Origin of the sequence: Micromonospora vulcania, from assembly GCF_042658605.1 — a bacterium.
Lineage (GTDB): Bacteria > Actinomycetota > Actinomycetes > Mycobacteriales > Micromonosporaceae > Micromonospora > Micromonospora vulcania.
Window position 1 is genome coordinate 305,037 of the sequence record NZ_JBHSQS010000008.1, and the last position, 16,251, is coordinate 321,287.

At 72.5% G+C, this 16,251-nt stretch carries 13 protein-coding genes; 10 read left to right on the plus strand and 3 right to left on the minus strand.

The genetic code is table 11. The features are described 5' to 3' along the window. Positions 1-19 precede the first annotated feature (19 nt). A complete protein-coding gene (locus ACFQGL_RS16390; RefSeq protein ID WP_377512489.1) occupies positions 20-1,732 on the minus strand; it encodes an alkaline phosphatase D family protein in 1,713 nt (570 codons plus the stop codon). Between the two features lie 83 nt (positions 1,733-1,815). On the opposite strand from ACFQGL_RS16390, the gene ftsY reads away from it, so the two are divergent. The 9 genes from ftsY (at position 1,816) to ACFQGL_RS16435 (ending at position 13,256) form a co-directional block, all read left to right on the plus strand. Continuing rightward, entirely contained in the window at positions 1,816-3,000 is a 1,185-nt protein-coding gene (ftsY, locus tag ACFQGL_RS16395; protein ID WP_377512492.1) for a signal recognition particle-docking protein FtsY, read from the plus strand. 6 nt (positions 3,001-3,006) lie between these two features. Continuing rightward, positions 3,007-3,870, plus strand: a complete 864-nt coding sequence (locus tag ACFQGL_RS16400; protein WP_377512495.1) for an aminoglycoside phosphotransferase family protein — start codon at positions 3,007-3,009, stop codon at positions 3,868-3,870. Positions 3,871-4,112: 242 nt separating this feature from the next. Next, positions 4,113-5,507 (plus strand): ammonium transporter, encoded by a 1,395-nt coding sequence (locus ACFQGL_RS16405; protein ID WP_377512498.1) that lies wholly within the window; start codon positions 4,113-4,115, stop codon positions 5,505-5,507. A 25-nt stretch (positions 5,508-5,532) separates the two neighbouring features. After that, the gene (locus ACFQGL_RS16410; RefSeq protein ID WP_007456507.1) at positions 5,533-5,871 is read left to right on the plus strand and encodes a P-II family nitrogen regulator; all 339 of its coding nucleotides are present in this window, start codon (positions 5,533-5,535) and stop codon (positions 5,869-5,871) included. 17 nt (positions 5,872-5,888) lie between these two features. Next, complete coding sequence (locus ACFQGL_RS16415; RefSeq protein WP_377512501.1) at positions 5,889-8,165, plus strand: [protein-PII] uridylyltransferase; 2,277 nt, start codon at positions 5,889-5,891, stop codon at positions 8,163-8,165. Between the two features lie 477 nt (positions 8,166-8,642). Continuing rightward, positions 8,643-9,782 carry a sensor histidine kinase gene (locus ACFQGL_RS16420; protein WP_377512504.1) on the plus strand — a complete coding sequence of 380 codons (1,140 nt, stop codon included), beginning with the start codon at positions 8,643-8,645 and terminating at the stop codon, positions 9,780-9,782. After that, entirely contained in the window at positions 9,779-10,435 is a 657-nt protein-coding gene (locus ACFQGL_RS16425) for a response regulator transcription factor (RefSeq protein WP_377512507.1), read from the plus strand. The genes ACFQGL_RS16420 and ACFQGL_RS16425 overlap by 4 nt, the downstream gene beginning before the upstream one ends. A gap of 114 nt (positions 10,436-10,549) precedes the next feature. Further along, positions 10,550-12,109: a signal recognition particle protein gene (gene ffh, locus ACFQGL_RS16430; RefSeq protein WP_377512510.1), complete on the plus strand. Its 1,560-nt coding sequence runs from the start codon at positions 10,550-10,552 to the stop codon at positions 12,107-12,109. A gap of 67 nt (positions 12,110-12,176) precedes the next feature. Beyond that, positions 12,177-13,256: an amidohydrolase family protein gene (locus ACFQGL_RS16435; protein ID WP_377512513.1), complete on the plus strand. Its 1,080-nt coding sequence runs from the start codon at positions 12,177-12,179 to the stop codon at positions 13,254-13,256. A 42-nt stretch (positions 13,257-13,298) separates the two neighbouring features. Here the strand turns inward: ACFQGL_RS16435 and ACFQGL_RS16440 are convergent, their stop codons facing one another. Next, the gene (locus ACFQGL_RS16440; protein WP_377512516.1) at positions 13,299-13,895 is read right to left on the minus strand and encodes a TetR/AcrR family transcriptional regulator; all 597 of its coding nucleotides are present in this window, start codon (positions 13,893-13,895) and stop codon (positions 13,299-13,301) included. A gap of 22 nt (positions 13,896-13,917) precedes the next feature. Continuing rightward, positions 13,918-14,475 (minus strand): hypothetical protein, encoded by a 558-nt coding sequence (locus ACFQGL_RS16445; protein WP_377512519.1) that lies wholly within the window; start codon positions 14,473-14,475, stop codon positions 13,918-13,920. Positions 14,476-14,544: 69 nt separating this feature from the next. Between ACFQGL_RS16445 and proS the strand changes: the two genes are divergently transcribed. Then, on the plus strand, positions 14,545-15,951 hold the full coding sequence (gene proS, locus ACFQGL_RS16450) for a proline--tRNA ligase (protein ID WP_377512522.1): 1,407 nt from the start codon (positions 14,545-14,547) through the stop codon (positions 15,949-15,951). The last annotated feature ends 300 nt before the right edge of the window (positions 15,952-16,251 follow it).

Here is a 16,251-nt window from a genome sequence, read left to right on the forward strand (position 1 = left end):
AGACTACGGCGGGGGCGGGTCAGTCGTCGCCGGCGAGCCGGTGGCACATCACCGGACGTAGTTGGCCATCACTGGTGGTGCCCTCGACGGTCACCTCGGCACCGCGGCCCCGGTGGGTCAACGTGGCCACGGCGTTGCCGAAGTAGGGGCCGGACAGCTTGCGCCAGCGCACCCCGGGGCGGCGGACACCGGCCGAGCGGGCCAGCGCCCGGGTGGCCCCGGCCGGACCGGGTGACCAGCCCAGCCGCATCAGCGGGCGGATGCCGGCCGGCACCTGGTTGTGGATCGGCGAGCAGGTGAGCTGGTGCACGGGGGTGACCACCGCCGGATCGCCGAACCGGGCCCGGGCCACGTACGAGTGGTGCACGTCCCCGGAGAGCACGCTGATCGAGGCCGGCGGGGCGTACGCCGGACCGGCGCCGACCCGCGCGCCGGTCCGCCCCGGCGTGCCGGTGCCGATCCGGGCGAAGGTCGCCCCGAGCGCCTCGAACGAGCGCCGGAAGGCCGCCCAGTGCTCCAGGTCCAGGGCCCGGCGCAGCTTCTCCGCCCCGCGCGCCACCCACGGGCGGCGCGAGTCGGCCAGCTTCTCGTTCCAGGCCTCGATGTGGTGGATGCCCGGCGGCAGCAGCCAGGGCAGTGAGGCACCGACGACCAGGTGGTCGTAGACGCCGTGCGCCTGGTCGAGGAACCAGGACCACTCGCCCGGCGGCAACATCTCCCGGCGGCCCGCCTCGAGCACCCGGCTGCACCGGTTGTCGAGCATGACCAGCCGGGTACGACCCAGGTCCAGGGCGTAGCTCCACTGGTACTGCACCGCGCGCCAACGCTCGGTGTCGTGGGCCAGGTCGGACTCCTGGTCGACCCGGTGCCCGAACTCGCGCAGCACGCCGGTGGCGTCCTCGGCGGCGGCGACCTTGGCGAAGACCGGGTCGGCGGCGATCTCGTCCGGGGACAGGTTGCCCAGGTGCTGGTAGACCCAGTAGGAGGCGAGCCCGCTGCCGATCCGCTCGGCCCACCAGGGCTGCTCACGGACCTCCGAACGCCAGGCCGCCGAGGTGTTCCAGTCGTCGATGATCTCGTGGTCGTCGAAGATCATCACGCTCGGCACGGTGGAGAGCAGCCAGCGGATCTCCGGATCCCGCCAGGACTCCAGATAGAGCTTGGTGTACTCGTCGAAGCTCACCACCTGGTCGGCCGGGGCGCCCTTCGGACGCCGCCGCCGTCGGCGCAGCAGCCGGCGTACCGTCGGCGAGGTCACGTCGGCGTAGACCTGGTCGCCGAGCAGCACCAGCAGGTCCGGCGGCGGGTTCGACTCCGGGTCGGCCATCAACCGCCGGGCGTACGCGTCGAGCGCGTCCGGCGGCAGCTTGCGGGTGGTGGCGTGCTGGGTCGTCTCCCGGCAGGAACCGAAGATCAGGTTGACCGGCTGGTCCCGGTCGTCGGCGGCCCGGGTACGGATCACGCTCGGCGGGAAGCCGCTACTCGGCACCGGCCAGACCACCACGTCGTCGACCAGCACCTCGTAGGTGGTCGAACTGTCCGGGGTGAGGCCCTGCACCACCACGAGCGCGTAGTGGTGGTCGTACGCCGAGAAGGTGGGCGCGGTGCCGGTGGCGCCGTCGGCCGTGCGGACGGTGACCACACCGGGACCCTCGGTCTCCACCCAGATGGTCGCCCGGGTGTCCACCACTCGCCGCAGAAGTGGGCCGATAAGCAGGGGTGCGGCGGACATGCGGCGAGCCTACCGCCGGTTCCTGGCACCGGCCGGGGTGCGGTGGCTGGGACGCCGCCGCCCGCATCTGACAGGATTCCGGCATGGCCGAATATCTCGTCCTCGCTCTGGTCCTGCTCGGTGTGCTGATCGTCGGCGCAGTCGGGCTGGTCGCGCCACGGCTACGCCGGCGGCCCCAGCCCCCGCTGCCGCGCACCGAGGTCGACACCCGGGCCGAGGAGGATCTCGCCGGCCCGCCGGTCGAGGCACCGGAGTCGGATCTGTCCACCGGTGTCCTGGTCGAGCCGCCACCGGTGCTCGAAGCGCCCGCCGTGGAGGTGCCCGAGCCGACCGCCGGGCGGCTGGTCCGGCTCCGCTCGCGGCTGTCCCGCTCGCAGAACGTCTTCGGCAAGGGCCTGCTCGGCCTGCTCGCCCGCGACCACCTCGACGAGGACGTCTGGGAGGAGATCGAGGACAGCCTGATCACCGCCGACGTCGGCGTCGACGCCACCCGCGAGATCGTCGACCGGCTGCGCGAGCGGACCAGGGTGCTGGGCACCCGTTCGGCCTTCGAGCTGCGCGCGCTGCTCGCCACCGAGCTGGTCAACGCGCTCGACCCGAGCCTGGACCGGTCGCTGCGCACCGCACCGAAGGACGGTGTGCCGGCGGTGCTGCTGGTCGTCGGCGTCAACGGTGCCGGCAAGACCACCACCTGCGGCAAGATCGCCCGGGTGCTGGTGGCCGACGGCCGCACCGTGCTGCTCGGCGCGGCGGACACCTTCCGCGCCGCCGCCGCCGACCAGTTGGAGACCTGGGGTTCGCGGGTCGGCGCGGAGACCGTACGCGGTCCGGAAGCCGCCGACCCGGCCAGCGTCGCCTTCGACGCGGTCAAGCGCGGCATCGACACCGGCGTGGACACCGTGCTCATCGACACTGCCGGCCGCCTGCAGAACAAGGTCGGCCTGATGGACGAGCTGGGCAAGGTCAAGCGGGTGGTGGAGAAGCAGGGCCCGATCGACGAGACACTGCTCATCCTGGACGCCACAACAGGGCAGAACGGCCTGGAACAGGCCCGAGTCTTCACCGAGGTCGTCAACGTGACCGGGGTGGTGCTGACCAAGCTCGACGGCACCGCGAAGGGCGGCATCGTGATCGCCGTGCAACGCAAGCTCGGCATCCCGGTGAAGCTGGTCGGCCTTGGTGAGGGCAAGGACGATCTGGCCCCGTTCGACCCGGCGCAGTTCGTCGACGCGTTGCTGGGCACCGAGGCCACCGGACGGGACGCGTAGTCTCGGGTGACCAGTGACGATCGCGCGTACGCGGGCTGGCGCGAGCCCGGCCACCCCTCGCAGCGCCTCGGGAGACCGTACGTGACTTCGCAGGAGATCCCGCTGCACGGCGGCAACGTCAGCACCGTGGTGCGGGTCGGTGACACGGTCCGTCGCAACGCCGGGCCGTGGACCCCGTCCGTGCACGCTCTGCTGCGGCACCTGGAGTACGTCGGGTTCACCGGCGCGCCCCGGGCGCTCGGCATGGACGAGCGCAACCGCGAGGTGCTGTCGTACCTGGAGGGGGAGTGCGGGGAGTACCCGCTGGCCCCGCACTGGGTCACCGACGAGGCGCTGGTCACCGTGGCCACCATGCTGCGGATGTTCCACGACGCGCAGTACGGCTTCACCCCGGCGCCGGGGGCGGTCTGGCGCTCGTTCGGGCCGCCGCCACCGGACACCGAGGTGATCTGTCATCACGACGCCGCGCCGCACAACGTGATCTGGCGGCCGGACGGCACGCTCGGGCTGATCGACTTCGACCTCGCCTCGCCCGGTGCCCGGATCTACGACGTGGCGTACGCGGCCTGGACCTGGGTGCCGATCTTCGCCGACCGGGACTCGATCACGCTGGGCTGGAAGCACCCGGACCGGCCGCGCCGGCTGCGGTTGTTCGCCGACGCGTACGGGCTGATCCCCCGGGATCGGCACCGGCTCATCCGGACCATCCGCAAGCGGATCGTGGACCACGTCGAGGGGATCCGGAGGATGGCCGCCGCCGGTGAGCCGGCATTCGTTCGGATCGTGCACAAGGGCCACCTGCGTCGGCCGATGCGCGATCTGCGGCTGCTCGACTACGAGCGGCACGCTCTGGAGAACGCGCTGCGCTGAGCCGGCCGGTCGATGCCTCCGACCGGTCAGCCATCGACGTACGCCGTCCGGGTGATCCACCACCGTCCAAGCCGGCGAGTGTGCAGACTTCGTGACACGTACGAAACAACCCGTCACGAAACGGAAACCCGCACGAGACCCTAGGTGAAACAGCCGGCCGCGAAGCTTCCGCGCAACCGGCTGACGGGCGATGCTGCCTCTTTTCAGCCGACGGGAGGACTTCCACACCGAGAGGAGGCAGCGTGGAGATCAACACCGGCAACACCGCCTGGTTGCTCTTGTCGTCTGCGCTCGTGCTGCTCATGACGCCGGGTCTGGCCCTGTTCTACGGCGGGCTGAATCGGTCCAAGGGCGTACTCAACATGATGATGATGAGCTTCTCCGCGATCGGGCTCATCTCCGTTCTTTGGGTCATCTACGGCTTCACCCTGGCTTTCGGCACCAACGGCAATGCCGGGGTCAACAACGTGATCGGCAGCTTCACCCAGTACCTCGGCACCGAAACCAGCTTCATCGGCGAGGAGTGGCTCTTCCTCGGCGCGGGGACCGGCATCCCCACGTACGTCTTCATGGTCTTCCAGATGATGTTCGCCATCATCACGGTCGCCCTGATCAGCGGCGCGGTGTCCGACCGGTTGAAGTTCTCCGGCTGGCTGCTCTTCGCGTTCGCCTGGTTCACCCTGGTCTACCTGCCGGTGGCGCACTGGGTGTGGGGCGGCGGCTTCATCGGATCCAAGATCAAGGCACTGGACTTCGCCGGTGGTACCGCCGTGCACATCAACGCCGGTGCGGCCGCGCTCGGTCTGGTGCTGGTCCTCGGCAAGCGGGTCGGCTGGCCCCGGGAGAGCTTCAAGCCGCACAACGTGCCGCTGGTGGCGCTCGGTGCCGGGCTGCTCTGGTTCGGCTGGTTCGGCTTCAACGCTGGTTCGGAGCTGACCGTCGACGGCACCACCGCTGTCGCCTTCGTCAACACCCAGGTCGCTACGGCGGCCGGCGTGCTCGGCTGGGTCGTGATCGAGTGGATCCGCAGCGGCAAGCCGACCCTGGTCGGTGCCTCCTCCGGTGCCATCGCCGGTCTGGTCGCCATCACCCCGGCCTGTGGCTTCATCGCCCCGCTGCCGTCGGTGCTGCTCGGCCTCATCGCCGGTGCGATCTGCGCCTACGCGGTGAGCCTGAAGTACAAGCTCGGCTTCGACGACTCCCTCGACGTGGTGGGTGTGCACTTCGTGGCCGGCTGGATCGGGTCGCTGTTCATCGGCCTCTTCGCCACCCTCCAGGTCAACTCGGCGATCGAGGGTCTGGGTGCCAGCGAGGGCCTGTTCTACGGCGGCGGGGTGACCCAGCTCGGCCGGCAGGCGCTGGCCAGTGGCATCGTGTCGGTCTACTCCTTCGCGGTGGCGGCGCTGATCGCCCTGGCGGTCAAGGTCGTGATCGGTCTGCGGGCCGACGCCGAGGACGAGGTCGCCGGCATCGACGTCGCGGAGCACGCGGAGAGCGCGTACGACCTCTCGCCAACCACGGGCAGCAGCGGCGGTGCCTTCGCGATGGCCGGGCTCACCGGTGCCAACTCGGCCGGCGAGCCGGCCGCGTCGGCCGGGCCGGCCAGCGGTCCGGTCAGCGCGAAGGTCTCCGGTTAACGTTCCTGAGATGGAGGGGTTGGACATGAAGCTGGTGACCGCGGTCATCAAGCCCTACCAACTGGACGCGGTGAAGGAGGCCCTGCACGCCCTCGGGGTGGCCGGGCTGACCGTCAGCGAGGTCCAGGGGTACGGGCGGCAGAAGGGGCACACCGAGGTCTACCGGGGTGCCGAGTACACGGTCGAGTTCCTGCCCAAGATCCGGGTCGAGGTGCTCACCGACGAGATCGATGTGGAAAAGATCGTGGACGCCATCGTCGGCGCCGCCCGTACGGGCAAGATCGGCGACGGCAAGGTCTGGGTCACCGGTGTCGAGGAGGTCGTCCGGGTGCGTACCGGCGAGCGCGGCCTCGACGCCCTCTGACCAGGGCCACGACCGACATGACCTCGTTGATCAAGAGGAACGCGTCAGACCACGCCGGTGACGGCGACGCGAACCTCTTGATCAACGAGGCCGTTGGCGTGCCCGGGGGGATCGGTCAGCAGGCCCGGCTGGCCCGGGCGGCGGCGTACGACACCTTCCTGCGCGGGTTGCTGCCCGAACGCGAGGGGGTGGCACTGCTCGCCGTCGGTGGGCTGGGCCGCCGGCAGTGCGCCCCGTACGGCGATCTCGACCTGGTCCTCCTGCACGCCGGGGTGCCCGGCACGGATGAGTTGGCCGCGTCGGTCTGGTACCCGATCTGGGACGCCGGTCTGCGGCTCGACCACTCGGTACGTACCGTCGCCGAGGCGCTCTCGGTGGCGCAGGACGACGTCAAGGTCGCCCTCGGGCTGCTCGACGCCCGGCTGGTGACCGGCGACCGGGCGTTGGCCGACGCGCTGATCCGCACCGCCGCCGACCACTGGCGACGGACCGCCGTCCGCCAGCTGCCCGGCCTGCGGGAGGTCACCACCGCCCGGTGGCAGGCCCACGGCGAGCTGGCCTTCCTGCTGGAGGGGGACCTCAAGGAGGCCGCCGGCGGGCTACGGGACGTGGGGCTGCTGCGGGCGATCTCCGCCGCCGGGATCACCGACGCGCTGCGCCCCGCCGTCCGCGCCGCCCACCTGCGCCTGCTCGACACCCGCGACGCCCTGCACCAGCAGGTCGGGCGGCGGGTCGACCGGCTGGTCGCCCAGGAGCGCGACGGCGTGGCCCGACTGCTCGGGCTGGAGGACAGCGACGCCCTCATGCGGCGGGTCGCCGGGGACGCGCGGACGGTCAGTCACGCCCTGGACGATGCCTTCCGGGCCGCCGACCGGCTGCGCTCCGGCCGATCCCGAGGTGCCGCCGGCCGTCCGCCGCGCCGCCCGGTGGCCCGGGACGTGGTCGAGCACGACGGCGAGCTGGTGCTGGCCCGAACGGCGATCGGCGCCCGCCCCGACCCGAGCCTGTCGCTGCGGATGGCCGCCGCGGCAGCGGCCACCCGGCTGCCGATCGCCCGCGCCACCTGCGAGTGGCTGGCCGCGTACTGCCCGCCGCTGCCCGCACCCTGGCCGGCCGAGGCCCGGGCCGCGCTGACCACCCTGCTCGGCGCCGGTCCCGGCCTGGTGCCGGCCTGGGAGACCTGCGACCGGTACGGGCTGGTCGACGGCTGGCTGCCGGAGTGGACCAGGCTGCGCAGCCTGCCCCAGCACAACCCGGTGCACCGCTACACCCTGGACCGGCACCTGGTGCAGACCGCCCACGAGGCCAGCCTGCACGCCCGCGAGGTGGACCGGCCGGACCTGCTGCTGCTCGGTGCCCTGCTGCACGACATCGGCAAGGGGCTGCCCGGCGACCACAGCACGGTCGGCGTACCGCTGGCCGAGGCGGTGGCGACCCGGATCGGTCTGCCCGCCGCGGAGGCCGAGCTGATCGGCACGCTGGTCCGGCTGCACCTCCTACTGCCCGACGTGGCCACCCGGCGGGACCTCGCCGACCCGGTCACCATCGCCTCGGTGGCCGAGGCGGTCGGCGACACCGGCACGCTCGACCTGCTGCACGCGCTGGTCCGCGCGGACGCGGCGGCCACCGGCCCGGCGGCCTGGTCGGACTGGAAGGGCCGACTCGTCGCCGAGTTGGTCGCCCGGGTCCGCACCGCGCTGGACACCGGCGTCCTGCCCGAACCGCCGGCCCCGGACCCGGCGTTGCTGGCTGGCCCCCTGCCGGTCGTCCACCTGACCGGAGACCGGGTGGCGGTGGCGGCGGCCGACCGCCGGGGTCTGCTCGCCACGGTGGCCGGCTGCCTCGCCCTGCACCGGCTGGAGGTCATCTCGGCGGACGCCTCCGCCGTGGACGGCCGTGCCCTGGTCGAGTGCCGGGTGCAGCCCCGCTACGGCCTGCCCCCGGATCCGGTCCCGCTCCGCGCCGACCTGCGTCGGGCCGTCGCCGGCGACGTGTCGGTCACCCAACGCCTGCGCGGCCGTGCGCTCGCCGCCCGGGGGGCCGGCGCTGCTCCCCGAGTGGTCTGGCACCGTGAGGCGGCGACCGACGCCGTGCTGCTGGAGCTGCGCGCCGCCGACGCCGCCGGGCTGCTCTACCGGGTCACCTGCGCGCTCGACGAGGCCGGGGCGCTGGTACGAGCGGCGCGCATCTCCACCCTCGGCGCCGACGTGGTCGACGCCTTCTACCTGGTCGGTGGCTGGCCGGACGACGCCACCCGGGCCCGCCTGGAGGCCGCCGTCCTCGCGGCCGTCTGACCGGCGATCCGCAGCCAGCCGACCCTCGAAGGCCGCCAGACCGAGCCCTTGCCGGATCGTCGGCGTCGAGGGCGGCCGGGTCGCCCGTGGTCCCGGCGGGCCTGTCGATCACGCGTCAGCCTTGGCCGATGGGCTGGCTCTCCTGCGGTCGCCGAGGTCGGAGCCGAACCATCGGCACGCAGGTGCCGCTGCTCGGGCCGGTCACATCGATGAGCGATATACCCCAGAGTCATATTCATACCTCAGAGTCATATTGCTCGCGGACGTGTCCGCCGCCGAACCCGCCACGCCCGGCCAGCGCCACGCCCGGCCAACGCCACGCCCGGGCCAGCGCCACGCCCGGCCAGCGCCACGTGCGAGCCGACGCCCGTCCGGACAGCGGACCCGGTTCGCGGTAGCGGATACGTCGGCGGACGTAGCGACGGTGCCGCCGCCGGACGCACGACGGGGGCCCTTGGCGCGGGCAGAATGACGTTCATGAGGCTGATCGGGCGGCGGCAGGAGACGGCCATCGACGCCGTACTCGCCCTGGTGCTGCTCGGATTCGGGCTGCTCGCCACCGGCCTGGCCGGCGACAACCAACCGGGGACCAGGCCCGTGGACGCCGTCTGTCGGGTGCTGATCGCTCTCGCCGTGCTGGCGTTGGTGGGCCGGCGGTTGGCGCCGGCGGCGACCCTCGGCGTGGTCACCGTGGCCACCTCGACGTACCTGGTGCTCGGTTACCCGTACGGGCCGGTCCTGCTCGCCTTCCTGATCGCGGTCTACACGGTGGCGGTGCGGCTGCCGGTGCGGGCAGCGGCGGTGGCGGGTGGATGTGCCTTCGCCGGGCTGCTGGTGCACGTCTTCTGGTCCCGTGGCCCGGCGACGGGTTGGGAGGGAGTGCTCCCGGCGTCGGCGTGGGTGGTCGTACCGTTCGCGGCAGGGGTGGCCGTACGGGCGAACCGGGAGACGCTCACCCGCGGCCGCGCCGAGCAGGCTCGACGGCAGGCCGACGAGGAACGGCTGCGCATCGCGCAGGAGGTGCACGACGTGGTGGGACACGGGCTGGCCGCCATCAGCATGCAGGCGGACATCGCCCTGCACCTGCTGCCGAAGCGGCCGGAGCAGGCCGAGACGGCGTTGACCGCGATCAGCCGGACCAGCCGGGAGGCGTTGGACGAGCTGCGGGTGACCCTGGGCGCGGTGCGGCGTGGTGCGGAGCGCGGCCCGGTGCCCGGTCTGGCCCGGCTCCCGGCGTTGCGTGAGCGGCTCGCCGGGGCCGGTCTGGCCGTCGAGCTGCGCACGGTCGGTGCTCCCCGCGACCTGCCGGCGGCGGTGGACCTGGCCGCGTACCGGGTGGTGCAGGAGGCGTTGACCAACGTGCTGCGGCACGCCGGGGTGGCCAGCGCCGAGGTGACCGTCGGCTACCGGGCCGACGAGCTGACCGTCGAGGTCGCCGACCATGGCGTGGGCACCACGTTCGACACGGTGGATCCGGCCGGCGACGGGACCGCTGGGCACGGACTGGCCGGAATGCGGGAGCGGGTCGCCGCGCTGGGTGGGCTGCTGGACGTCGGACCGCGTCCGGGCGGCGGGTTCCGCGTGCACGCCCGGCTGCCGGTGGAGCCGGCCGCGTGATCCGGGTACTCATCGCCGACGATCAGGACCTGGTCCGGCTCGGGCTGCGCGCGCTGGTGGAGAGCGAGGACGACCTGGCGTTGGCCGGCGAGGCCGCCGACGGGCTGCGTGCGGTCGAGCTGGCCCGGCGGGAACGGCCGGACGTGGTGCTCATGGACATCCGGATGCCCGGCATCGACGGGATCGAGGCGACCCGGCGGATCGTGGCGGACCCCGACCTGGCCGGCACCCGGGTCGTGGTGCTCACGACCTTCGAGCTGGACGAGTACGTGTTCGACGCGCTTCGGCACGGCGCGAGCGGGTTCCTCACCAAGGACACCCGGCCGGCCGAACTGCTGCGGGCGATCCGGCTGGTCGCCGAGGGGGAGGCGCTGCTGTCGCCGTCGGTGACCCGTCGGGTGGTGCGGGAGTTCGCCACCAGGCCGTCCCGGGTTCCCCGCCCGCACCCCCGGCTGGACGCGCTCACCGACCGGGAGCGCGAGGTGGTCGGATTGGTCGGCGAAGGGCTGAACAACGAGGAGATCGCGGCCCGGCTGGTGGTCAGCCCGGCGACCGCGCGGACCCACGTCAGCAGGGCGATGGGCAAGCTGGGAGCCCGGGATCGGGCCCAGCTCGTCGTCTTCGCGTACCAGTCAGGGTTGGTGTCCGGTTGACGGCCGGGCCGGCCGACAGCGGCCGTGCGGCCGGGCGGCTACCCTAGCGGTGGCCGGACTCCGCACTGCCGGCCGCGTTGTGCCCGCCGAAAAACTGACAAACGGGATGTTCGCGTGTTTGACACCTTGAGTGACCGCCTGTCCGGGATCTTCACCAAGCTCCGCGGCAAGGGGCGGCTCACCGACGCCGACATCGACGCCACCGCACGCGAGATCCGCCTTGCGCTGCTGGAGGCGGACGTCGCGCTGCCGGTGGTCAAGGGCTTCATCGCGAACGTCAAGGAGCGGGCCCGCAGTTCCGAGGTCTCCCAGGCGCTGAACCCGGCGCAGCAGATCATCAAGATCGTCAACGAAGAGCTCATCAACGTGCTCGGCGGCGAGGGCCGGCGGCTCCAGTTCGCCAAGCAGCCGCCGACGGTGATCATGCTGGCTGGCCTCCAGGGCTCCGGTAAGACCACCCTGGCCGGCAAACTGGCCCGCTGGCTCAAGGGCCAGGGCCACCAGCCACTGCTGGTCGCCGCCGACCTCCAGCGTCCCAACGCCGTCGGGCAGCTCCAGGTGCTCGGTGGTCGGGCCGGTGTCGAGGTGTACGCCCCGGAGCCCGGCAACGGCACCGGCGACCCGGTCCAGGTGGCCCGTGCGTCGATCGAGCACGCGAAGCGGGCAGCCCGGGACATCGTCATCGTCGACACCGCCGGCCGGCTCGGCATCGACGCCGAGATGATGCAGCAGGCCGCCGACATCCGCGACGCGGTCCAGCCGGACGAGGTCATCTTCGTCATCGACGCGATGGTCGGTCAGGACGCCGTGCGTACCGCCGAGGCGTTCCGCGACGGCGTCGGCATCACCGGCGTGGTGCTCTCCAAGCTCGACGGCGACGCCCGCGGTGGCGCCGCGCTGTCGGTGCGAGAGGTGACCGGGCAGCCGATCCTGTTCGCCTCCACCGGTGAGAAGTTGGAGGACTTCGACGTCTTCCACCCGGACCGGATGGCCAGCCGGATCCTCGGCATGGGCGACGTCCTCACTCTGATCGAGCAGGCCGAGCAGGCCTTCGACTCCGATCAGAAGGAGAAGATGACCGCCAAGCTGATGGGCGGCGAGCAGTTCACCCTGGAGGACTTCCTCGACCAGCTCATCGCGGTGCGGCGGATGGGCCCGATCGCCAACGTGCTGGCCATGATGCCCGGCATGGGGCAGATGAAGGACCAGCTCGCCGAGTTGGACGACTCCCACTTCGACCGGATCACCGCGATCATCCGCTCGATGACGCCGGGCGAGCGGACCAACCCGAAGATCATCAACGGCTCCCGCCGGGCGCGCATCGCCAACGGCTCCGGGGTCACCGTGATGGACGTCAACCAGCTGCTCAACCGCTTCACCGACGCGCAGAAGATGATGAAGCAGATGGGCGGCATGATGGGCCTGCCCGGCGGCGGTCGGCGCAAGGCGACCAAGAGCCCCAAGAACAAGCGCAAGGGCACCAAGGGTGGCGGTCGTCCGCGTACCGGGGCCGGCGCCGGAATGCCGGGCGGTTTCCCGGGCGGCATGCCGCAGCTCCCGCCGGGGATGGACCCGAACGACCTGGCCGGCGGCCAGGGCCTGCCCCCGGGTTTCAAGCTCCCGAAGATCGACTTCAACAAGCTCGGCAAGGGCGGTGACAACCGTCCCCGCTGAGGCGTGTTGGTGGCGGTGGGCCGGGCTCCTCGCGCACGGCCAGGGGTGATCGGGTAGGACTGTGCGCATGGCTCTCCACGTGCGCGGTGTACTGCTCCCCGACGACGAGGTCCGGGATCTCTGGCTGGTCGGCGACCGGGTGACCTTCACTCCGGTGCCCGGTGCCCAGACGGTCGTCGACGGCGGCTTCGTGCTGCCGGGTCTGGTCGACGCGCACTGCCACATCGGCATCGGCCGTGGTGGCGTCCCGATCACCTCCCTCGACCAGGCCCGTGAGCTGGCCCGGGTGGACCGGGACGCCGGGGTGCTGGCGATCCGTGACGCCGGCTCGCCGTACCCGTACCCCGAATTGGAGGACGAGCCGGACCTGCCGCGACTGGCCCGCGCCGGCCGGCACATCGCGCCGCCGAAGCGCTACCTGCGCGACATCGGGGTGGAGGTCGGCGCGGCCGAGGTGGCCGCGGCGGTCGCCGCGCAGGCGCGGGCCGGCAACGGCTGGGTCAAGCTGGTCGGCGACTGGATCGACCGCGGCGTGGGTGACCTGGCGCCGGCCTGGGACGCGGACACCCTCACCGCGGCCGTGCGGACCGCGCACGACGCCGGGGTACGCGCCGCGGTGCACACCTTCTCCGAGTCGGCCGTGGAGATCATGGTGCGGGCCGGGGTGGACTCGGTGGAGCACGGCACCGGGCTGAGCCTGGACCTGATCGACGAGATGGCCCGCCAGGGCACGGCGCTCGTTCCCACGATGATCAACATCGCCACGTTCGGTGGTATCGCCGAGCATGCGCGGGCCAAGTTCCCCGGGTACGCCGAGCACATGCTGGCGCTGCGGGACGGCTTCCCCGAGGTGGTACGGGCCGCGCACGAGGCGGGCGTGCCGATCTACGTGGGCACGGACGCGGGCGGCGGCATCGACCACGGCCTGGCCGCCGAGGAGATGCTGCTGCTGCACGAACGGGCCGGCATGACGCCGCTCGACGTGCTGGCCGCCGCCTCCTGGGGTGCCCGGGACTGGCTCGGCTTCCCCGGTCTGGTCGAGGGCGGCCTCGCCGACCTGGTCGTCTACCCCGAGGACCCCCGCCGCGACCTGCGCGTCGTCCGCGCTCCCTCCCGCACCATCCTGCGCGGCCGCGTCCTGCGCTGACCGCGCGCGGGTCGGGCGCGGGCGCGGGTCGGGTCGGGTCGGTCAGCGAGGGGGGTGGGCGGCGGCGGTGAAGAGGCGTACGGCCAGGTTGGCCAGCGCGGTGGCGGTCTGGTCGATCGGGTCCCGGGGCAGGACGATGTGGCTCACCACCAGGCGGACGATCGTGTCCGCGGCGAAGGCGAGCGCGGTCGGGTCCGCCCCCGGCAGGTAGGTGCCCGCCCAGTCGATCAGCGCACCGGACGCTTCGGTGAGCACCACCTCGGCCCGGGTGGTCAGGTACGGCAGCAGCTCGTCCGAGCCACCCCGGGCGCTCGTCAGGATCGCCTTGACCAGCGGGTTGTCCGCAGCCGTGGCGAGGGTGTGGGCGATCGCCGCGTACGCGCCGGCCCGGACGTCGGGACCGTGCGCGATCAGCGCGGCCCGTACGGCGCCGACGAACTGGTCCACCTCACGCCGGGCGAGCGCCTCGGCCAGCCCGGCCTTGCTGCCGAACTCGTTGTAGACCGTCTGCCGACTCACGCCGGCAGCGCTCGCGACGGCACCCATCCGGACACCGTCCCACCCGGTCGCGACAGTCAAGGCGCGAGCGGCGTCGACGATGCCGTTCCGCAGCCGGGTGGTGTTGCTCTGCTCAGTCATGGTTGTCGAAGTGTAGGTCGATTCAGCGCACGTCCACCTGGTACTGCGCATCGACCCGGAACCGCCCGCCGTCGGTGCCGCCGAAGGTCAGCTCGTGCCGGCCCGGAGCGGGCGGCGGGACCAGTCCCCACAGTCCCCAGCAGGAGACCGGGGTCGACCACGGCCAGGTGGTGACGACGTTGTTGAAGAAGCCGCGAACCGGGAACGGCTCGGCCGAACCAGCCGCCGTCAGGGCCACCGGCACCCCGTCGATCTGCGCGTGGCCGGTCGCGCCGAGGGTGGCCCGTGCCGGGCCGGCTGCCCCGCCGACCTCCCACCAGCAGAACGCCGGAAAGAAGAGCGGCCGTCCGGCGGGCACCACGCACCTCCGTTGCGCCGAGCCGCCGAAGGTGCCCGCGAGGAACCACACGTCGGCGGGCTGGTGGTGCCCGGCGTGTCGGCCGGAGCGGTCGGCGATCGGGTTGGCCGGCTGTCGGTGCCGAGCTACCCAGCGCACCCATCTCGCGGCCAGTTGCGCCAGATCGCTGGGGTCGGGCTGGGGCGTGGGAGCCGCCCCGGTGTGCGGATCAAGGAAGGCCATGACGGCAGATGCTAACGATGCCGCGCCCGAGCGCACCGCCCCGAGAAGCGGCGCATAGGATGTGCGGTCATGGCACGCGTGCTCACTCCCCGTGCGGAGGATTTCCCCCGCTGGTACCAGGACCTGATCGCCAAGGCGAAGCTGGCCGACAACGGCCCGGTCCGCGGCACCATGGTCATCCGCCCGGCCGGCTACGCCATCTGGGAGCGGATGCAGGCCGAGATGGACGCCCGGATCAAGGCGGCCGGCGCGGAGAACGCGTACTTCCCGCTGTTCATCCCGGAGAGCTACCTCAAGCGCGAGGCGCAGCACGTCGAGGGCTTCTCGCCGGAGCTGGCGGTGGTCACCCACGGTGGCGGCAAGCCGCTCGCCGAGCCGGTGGTGGTGCGTCCGACCAGCGAGACGGTCATCGGCGAGTTCATGGCCAAGTGGATCGACTCGTACCGGGACCTGCCGCTGCTGCTCAACCAGTGGGCCAACGTGGTCCGGTGGGAGCTGCGCCCGCGGATCTTCCTGCGGACCAGTGAGTTCCTCTGGCAGGAGGGGCACACCGCGCACGCCACCCGCGAGGACGCTCGGGCCTACGCGCGGCGGATCCTGCACGAGGCGTACGAGGACCTGATGGTCAACGTGATCGGCATTCCGGTCGTGGTCGGCCTGAAGACGGCCCGCGAGCGGTTCGCCGGGGCGACCGCCACGTACACCTGCGAAGGCATGATGGGCGACGGCAAGGCGCTCCAGTTGGGCACCAGCCACGAGCTGGGCCAGAACTTCGCCAAGGCGTTCGACATCAGCTACTCCTCGAAGGAGGGCGGCCGGGAGCACGCCTGGACCACCTCCTGGGGCACCTCGACCCGGATGCTCGGTGGCCTGATCATGGCCCACGGCGATGACAACGGCCTGCGCGTGCCGCCGAGGCTTGCCCCGATCCAGGCGTACGTCATGATCGTCAAGGATGGCGAGGGTGTCGCCGAGGCGGCGGCCAAGCTGCGCGACGGCCTGCGCGACGCCGGTGTCCGGGTCGCGCTCGACGACCGCACCGACACCCCGTTCGGCCGCCGGGCCGTCGACGCCGAGCTGCGCGGCTATCCGGTACGCGTCGAGGTCGGCCCCCGCGACCTGGCCGCCGGCAACGCGGTGGTGGTGCGCCGGACCGACGGGTCGAAGTCGCCGACGCCGGTGGCCGACGTGGTGGCCGCGGTGCTGGCCGCCCTGGAGACGGACCAGCAGGTGCTGCACGACGAGGCGCTGGCCAATCGCGAGTCGCGCACGGTCGAGGTGGCCACCCTCGCCGAGGCGATCGAGGCCGCCGCGACCGGTTGGGCCCGGGTCCCGTGGTCGGCGGTCGGCGTGGCCGGCGAGGCCGAGGCGAACGGTCAGGGCGTCACGGTCCGCTGCCTGCTCCGCGCCGACGGCTCAGTCCCGGACTCCGAAGACGAGCCCAACCTGATCGCCATCCTCGCCCGCGCCTACTAAAACGCACCCCCGGCGCGGCCCTCGCCCTTGGTCACCCCCCGTGGCCGTCCCCCTTCTCGCCCTTGGTCGCCCCCCCCCGTGCCCCCTGCCGCCGTCGCCCCCTCTCGCCGTTGACCGCCCCCGCGCCCCCTGCCCCCGCGCCCCCTGCCGCCGTCGCCCCCTCTCGCCGTTGATCTAGGGCATCTTGTTGTTATTCGATCTCCGCTGACGACGATATGCCCTAGATCGACGAGGTGAGGGTGGTGGCGGGGTGGGGCGGGGCCGGTGGGGCGGGGCCGGTGGGGTGGGGCGGGGCGGGTG

Excerpts from the sequence above, each read along its gene's own strand:
- ACFQGL_RS16440 (WP_377512516.1), bottom strand. The coding sequence starts at position 13,895 with ATGACTGAGCAGAGCAACACCACCCGGCTGCGGAACGGCATCGTCGAC.
- proS (WP_377512522.1), top strand. The coding sequence starts at position 14,545 with ATGGCACGCGTGCTCACTCCCCGTGCGGAGGATTTCCCCCGCTGGTAC.
- ACFQGL_RS16410 (WP_007456507.1), top strand. The coding sequence starts at position 5,533 with ATGAAGCTGGTGACCGCGGTCATCAAGCCCTACCAACTGGACGCGGTG.
- ACFQGL_RS16390 (WP_377512489.1), bottom strand. The coding sequence starts at position 1,732 with ATGTCCGCCGCACCCCTGCTTATCGGCCCACTTCTGCGGCGAGTGGTG.
- ACFQGL_RS16420 (WP_377512504.1), top strand. The coding sequence starts at position 8,643 with ATGAGGCTGATCGGGCGGCGGCAGGAGACGGCCATCGACGCCGTACTC.
- ACFQGL_RS16415 (WP_377512501.1), top strand. The coding sequence starts at position 5,889 with ATGACCTCGTTGATCAAGAGGAACGCGTCAGACCACGCCGGTGACGGC.
- ACFQGL_RS16445 (WP_377512519.1), bottom strand. The coding sequence starts at position 14,475 with ATGGCCTTCCTTGATCCGCACACCGGGGCGGCTCCCACGCCCCAGCCC.
- ftsY (WP_377512492.1), top strand. The coding sequence starts at position 1,816 with ATGGCCGAATATCTCGTCCTCGCTCTGGTCCTGCTCGGTGTGCTGATC.
- ACFQGL_RS16435 (WP_377512513.1), top strand. The coding sequence starts at position 12,177 with ATGGCTCTCCACGTGCGCGGTGTACTGCTCCCCGACGACGAGGTCCGG.